This is a genomic window from Pseudomonas rustica (genome assembly GCF_018336155.1).
Taxonomy (GTDB): domain Bacteria; phylum Pseudomonadota; class Gammaproteobacteria; order Pseudomonadales; family Pseudomonadaceae; genus Aquipseudomonas; species Aquipseudomonas rustica.
Map to the genome: position 1 here is coordinate 1 of NZ_JAGYHF010000028.1, position 4161 is coordinate 4161.

The window sequence follows — 4161 nt, forward strand, 5'->3', positions numbered from 1 at the left end:
GAAAGCCGCCACTGGTAACAAAGACGGCGGCGGTAAGAGTCGAGCCCCCTGAGCTTGTGCCATGTGAGCGGGTAGCTGATGAAGACCTCGCCGACAACGGCCAGCTGTGGGAACTGAAGAACCAAGCGATCAACCTGCTCGACACCTGCGCAGACCAGGTGGACGCGCAGATCAAGCGCAGTCAGAGCAAGTAGGTCGCGACACGTTTCGCGAGAGTGCAAATTGTGTCGCGACACGCGACGAGGAGAGCAGCATGGATAACCAGCACAAGAAGATCACCGGCTACCGCGACCTGACTCAGTCTGAAATCGACGGCATGAACTCGATCAAGGCTCTGGAGGTCGACGCCGGCGAACTGTTCAAGCAGATCGGCCAGATTGAAGGTGTTGACCCTCGGCTGTTGGCGTTGGCCAAGACCAATCTTCAGCAGGGCTTCATGTGGTTCGTTCGCTCGATCGCCAAACCTGCGGATCCATTCAGCTGAGGCCCACATGACAACCATTGCCTACAAGGACGGTGTTATCGCCTATGACTCGCGGCAGACCAGGTCGGGCGCGATCGTCTCAGATGATTGCTTGAAGTGCGCGACCGTTGATGGAGTCAGTTTCTTCCTGGCTGGAGCTGTATGCGACGAGAAGGCTTTGATTGCCGCCTACTTCGGAACCCCCTCGCTTGTTCCTGTGGAGTGTTCGGGCTATGTCGTCGATGGTGGCAAGCTGATGATGGTCGGCCACGACGACAAGACGGGCCTTTGGAAGCAGGAGCTCGACCCATCCAACCCTGACGCTATTGGCAGTGGCTCCGCTTATGCCTTAGCAGCGATGGATATGGGGGCAAACGCGGTGGGCGCGGTTCGTGCCGCCATGAAGCGAGACATCTACACCGGCGGCACCATCCGCACGATGACCATCAAGCAAAAATAAGGATCCCCATGACAACCAAGCAACCCGACTGGGAGGCGATCGAACGAGCCTACCGGGCTGGGTCGCTTTCAGTTCGAGCAATCGCCGAAGAGAGCAACATCTCTCACGTAGCGATTGCCAAGCGAGCGAAGAAGGAAGGCTGGGTGCGCGACCTGACGGATAAGGTCAGAGCAGCAGCCAAGCGAAAGGTTACCAACGCGGTTACCACGGAAAGTTACCAAGACCCGCTGGTAACCGAAGAACAGATCATTGAGGAGGCTTCCGACAAGGTTGCCTCTGTAGTGCTTGCGCACCGAGTTGATCTGGCTCAGTGGCGAGGCATTGCGAACAAGCTCAGCGCCGCGCTTCAAGCCATGACGGTCAACGAGGCGAACATCGGCGACTTCTCCCGATCGCTCAACGCAGGCGTCGATGCCCAGCTCAAGGTCATCAAGGGCGAGCGCCAGGCCTACAACCTCGACACGGAAGAGGGTGACAAGACAGTCGACACCCTGGCCGCGATGATGGACGAACTATCGAAGGACGCCTGACATGAAGCCCGAGCACATGAAGCTGCTCCGGGATAAGCGTTGGCGCTTGAACAATCTCTACTTCATCACCGACAAGCAGGGCAAGAAAGTCCGCTTCCGGATGACGGACGAGCAGATTGAATACTTCGACGGGATGCATACCCGGAACATCATCCTGAAGGCTCGCCAGCTCGGCTTTACCACTGAGTGCTGCATCATCCAGCTCGACGCTGCTCTGTTCGAGTCGGCGAAGTGCGCACTGATCGCTCACACCCTGAACGACGCCAAGCGCCTGTTCCGGGAGAAGGTGAAGTACGCCTACGACAATTTGCCGAAAGAGATCCGAGCCGCGAACCCAGCGAGCAACGACGCTGCCGGTGAGCTGGTGTTCAGCAAGGGCGGCTCGCTCTACGTCAGCACCTCCTTCCGGGGCGGCACGCTGCGTTACCTGCACGTATCCGAGTTTGGGAAGATCTGCGCCAAGTTTCCGCACAAGGCGCGTGAGATCGTCACCGGCGCCTTCGAGGCTGTCGCCACCGATTGCTTCGTCACGATTGAATCGACGGCGGAGGGGCGGGCGGGCTACTTCTTCGACTACTCGCAGAGCGCAGAGAAGCAACTGCTGTCCGGCACGCCGCTCGGCAAGCTGGACTGGAAGTTCTTCTTCTTCAGTTGGTGGAAGAACAAGGCCTACTGGCTCGATCCTGCCGAAGCGATCATCCCGCAGCGCCTGACCGACTACTTCAACGAGCTGTTCGTCAAGCACGGCATCGACACCAACCCCGGCCAGCGCGCCTGGTACGCCGCCAAGGAGAAGACGCTAGGCGACGACATGAAGCGGGAATACCCGTCGATCCCCGCCGAAGCCTTCCAGCAGTCGATCGAGGGCGCCTACTACGCCCAGCAGTTCACCAAGCTTTACGCCGCTCAGCGCATCGGCACGCTGCCAGACAACAGCCACCTGCCGGTGATGACCTTCTGGGACATCGGCGTCGGCGACTCCACGGCCATCTGGTTCGTGCGTCAGGTCGGCAACGAGTACCACGTCATCGACTTCTACCAGAACAGCGGGGAAGGCCTGCGGCACTACATGAAGGTGCTCAAGGACAAGGGCTACACCTACTCCGAGCACTGGGGCCCGCACGACATCGACAACCGGGAATTCGGTAGCGATGCCAAGACCCGCCGGGAAATGGCGCGCGAAGGCTACGAGATCGACGGCCAGCACTACCGCATGACGTTCCAGGTCGTGCCGAAGATCGGCGTGGATGACGGTATTGATCAGGCACGGGAAATCCTCGGGCTCTGCGCCTTTGACGAGGCGAAGTGCGAAGAGGGCATCACCGCGCTGGAGAACTACCGCAAAGAGTGGGACGACAAGAAGGGCTGCTGGAAAGACCGGCCGCTGCATGACTGGGCGTCTCACCCTGCTGACGCATGGCGCTACTTCGCTGTGGCCAAGACCAAGCGCGCAACCATGACCCACATTCCTGTCACCTTCACTTTCTGAGGCCCATATGCCCAACTACAGCGCCATCAGGCAGGAGTACAGCGATGCCTTGCCCGGTTGGCAGCTGGTCAAGCGTTGCGTAGCCGGGCCGCGAGAGGTTCGCAAGTACAACGAATACTTGCCAATGCCTGATCCGCTCAATCAGTCGCCCGAGAACATCGCGCGGTATGAGCAGCTCAAGAAGCGGGCGATGTTTCTCAACGTCACCGGGCGCACTCGCACCGGGCTGTTGGGCGCGGTGTTCCGCAAGACGGCAGAGATCAAGCTGCCATCAGCCGTTGAATACCTGCTGGAGAACATCAGTGGCGACGGATCAAGCCTTGAGCAACTGTGCAAGGAGGCAACCGGCGAATGCCTCGACACTGGCCGTGGTGGGCTGCTGGTGGACTTCCCGAAGGTTGAGTTGCCAGAGGGTCAAACCTCGCTCACTGTCGCCCAGGCTGCAAATGCACGCGCATACATTCACTTCTACCCAGCCGAAAGCATCGTCAATTGGCGGGAAGACGTGATCGATGGTGTTCGCCGGCTGACGCTGGTGGTCCTGCACGAAAAAATCAACGAGGCCACGCAGGACGGTTTCGAGTTCACCGCCAAGGATCAATATCGCGCGCTGATGCTGATCGGCGGCAAGTACGTGCAGCGTGTGTACACGGAAGACACACCGGACGGCGTCGAGACGAACCCGACTGACAAGACCGGCAAGGCCTTCGACCACATCCCGTTCCACTTCTTCGGCTCCCAGAACAACGACGCCAGTATCGACAAGGCGCCGCTGGAAGACCTGGCCGAGGTGAACATCCTCCACTACGGCAACAGCGCCACGGTGGAAGAGGCGGGCTTCATCAGTTCGCAGCCAACGCTGTTCATCACTACGGATATTCAGCCTGACGAGTTCCTCAAGCTGAACCCGAACGGGATGCACATCGGGTCGCGCCGTGGCCACAACCTCGGCAAGCAAGGCTCCGCCGTCATGCTTCAGGCCAAGGAGACGCAGCTGGCCCGCGAGCTGATGAAGGACAAGGAAGATCAGATGCTCATGATCGGCGCTCGTATCGTCCAGCAGGGCGGCGGCGCCGAGACGGCAGAGGCTGTTCGCATCCGGTACAGCTCGGATAACTCGGTGCTGGGCACGATCGCCGGCAACGTGTCCGAGGCTGTGCGGCTTTCCCTGTTCGATGCTCAGCGCTTCATGATGGATGCGATCGACGAGACCGGGACC

6 protein-coding genes are annotated in these 4161 nt (G+C 59.8%); all 6 read left to right on the top strand.

Annotation, left to right across the window (positions count from 1 at the left end):
* Positions 1-11 precede the first annotated feature (11 nt).
* Entirely contained in the window at positions 12-194 is a 183-nt protein-coding gene (locus KFS80_RS26590) for a hypothetical protein (RefSeq protein WP_047297581.1), read from the top strand.
* A gap of 59 nt (positions 195-253) precedes the next feature.
* Positions 254-484 carry an Acb2/Tad1 domain-containing protein gene (locus KFS80_RS26595; protein WP_064361126.1) on the top strand — a complete coding sequence of 77 codons (231 nt, stop codon included), beginning with the start codon at positions 254-256 and terminating at the stop codon, positions 482-484.
* Positions 485-491: 7 nt separating this feature from the next.
* The gene (locus KFS80_RS26600) at positions 492-923 is read left to right on the top strand and encodes an Ntn hydrolase family protein (protein WP_064361127.1); all 432 of its coding nucleotides are present in this window, start codon (positions 492-494) and stop codon (positions 921-923) included.
* A gap of 8 nt (positions 924-931) precedes the next feature.
* Entirely contained in the window at positions 932-1453 is a 522-nt protein-coding gene (locus tag KFS80_RS26605; protein ID WP_047297584.1) for a hypothetical protein, read from the top strand.
* A 1-nt stretch (position 1454) separates the two neighbouring features.
* On the top strand, positions 1455-2942 hold the full coding sequence (locus KFS80_RS26610; protein ID WP_212546456.1) for a terminase large subunit: 1488 nt from the start codon (positions 1455-1457) through the stop codon (positions 2940-2942).
* Positions 2943-2949: 7 nt separating this feature from the next.
* The coding region (locus KFS80_RS26615) for a DUF4055 domain-containing protein (RefSeq protein WP_212546457.1) at positions 2950-4161 on the top strand (1212 nt) is incomplete at its 3' end.

Bases quoted from the DNA above. Each gene is read 5' to 3' on its own strand.
- KFS80_RS26595 (WP_064361126.1), top strand. From the start codon at position 254: ATGGATAACCAGCACAAGAAGATCACCGGCTACCGCGACCTGACTCAG.
- KFS80_RS26600 (WP_064361127.1), top strand. From the start codon at position 492: ATGACAACCATTGCCTACAAGGACGGTGTTATCGCCTATGACTCGCGG.
- KFS80_RS26605 (WP_047297584.1), top strand. From the start codon at position 932: ATGACAACCAAGCAACCCGACTGGGAGGCGATCGAACGAGCCTACCGG.
- KFS80_RS26610 (WP_212546456.1), top strand. From the start codon at position 1,455: ATGAAGCCCGAGCACATGAAGCTGCTCCGGGATAAGCGTTGGCGCTTG.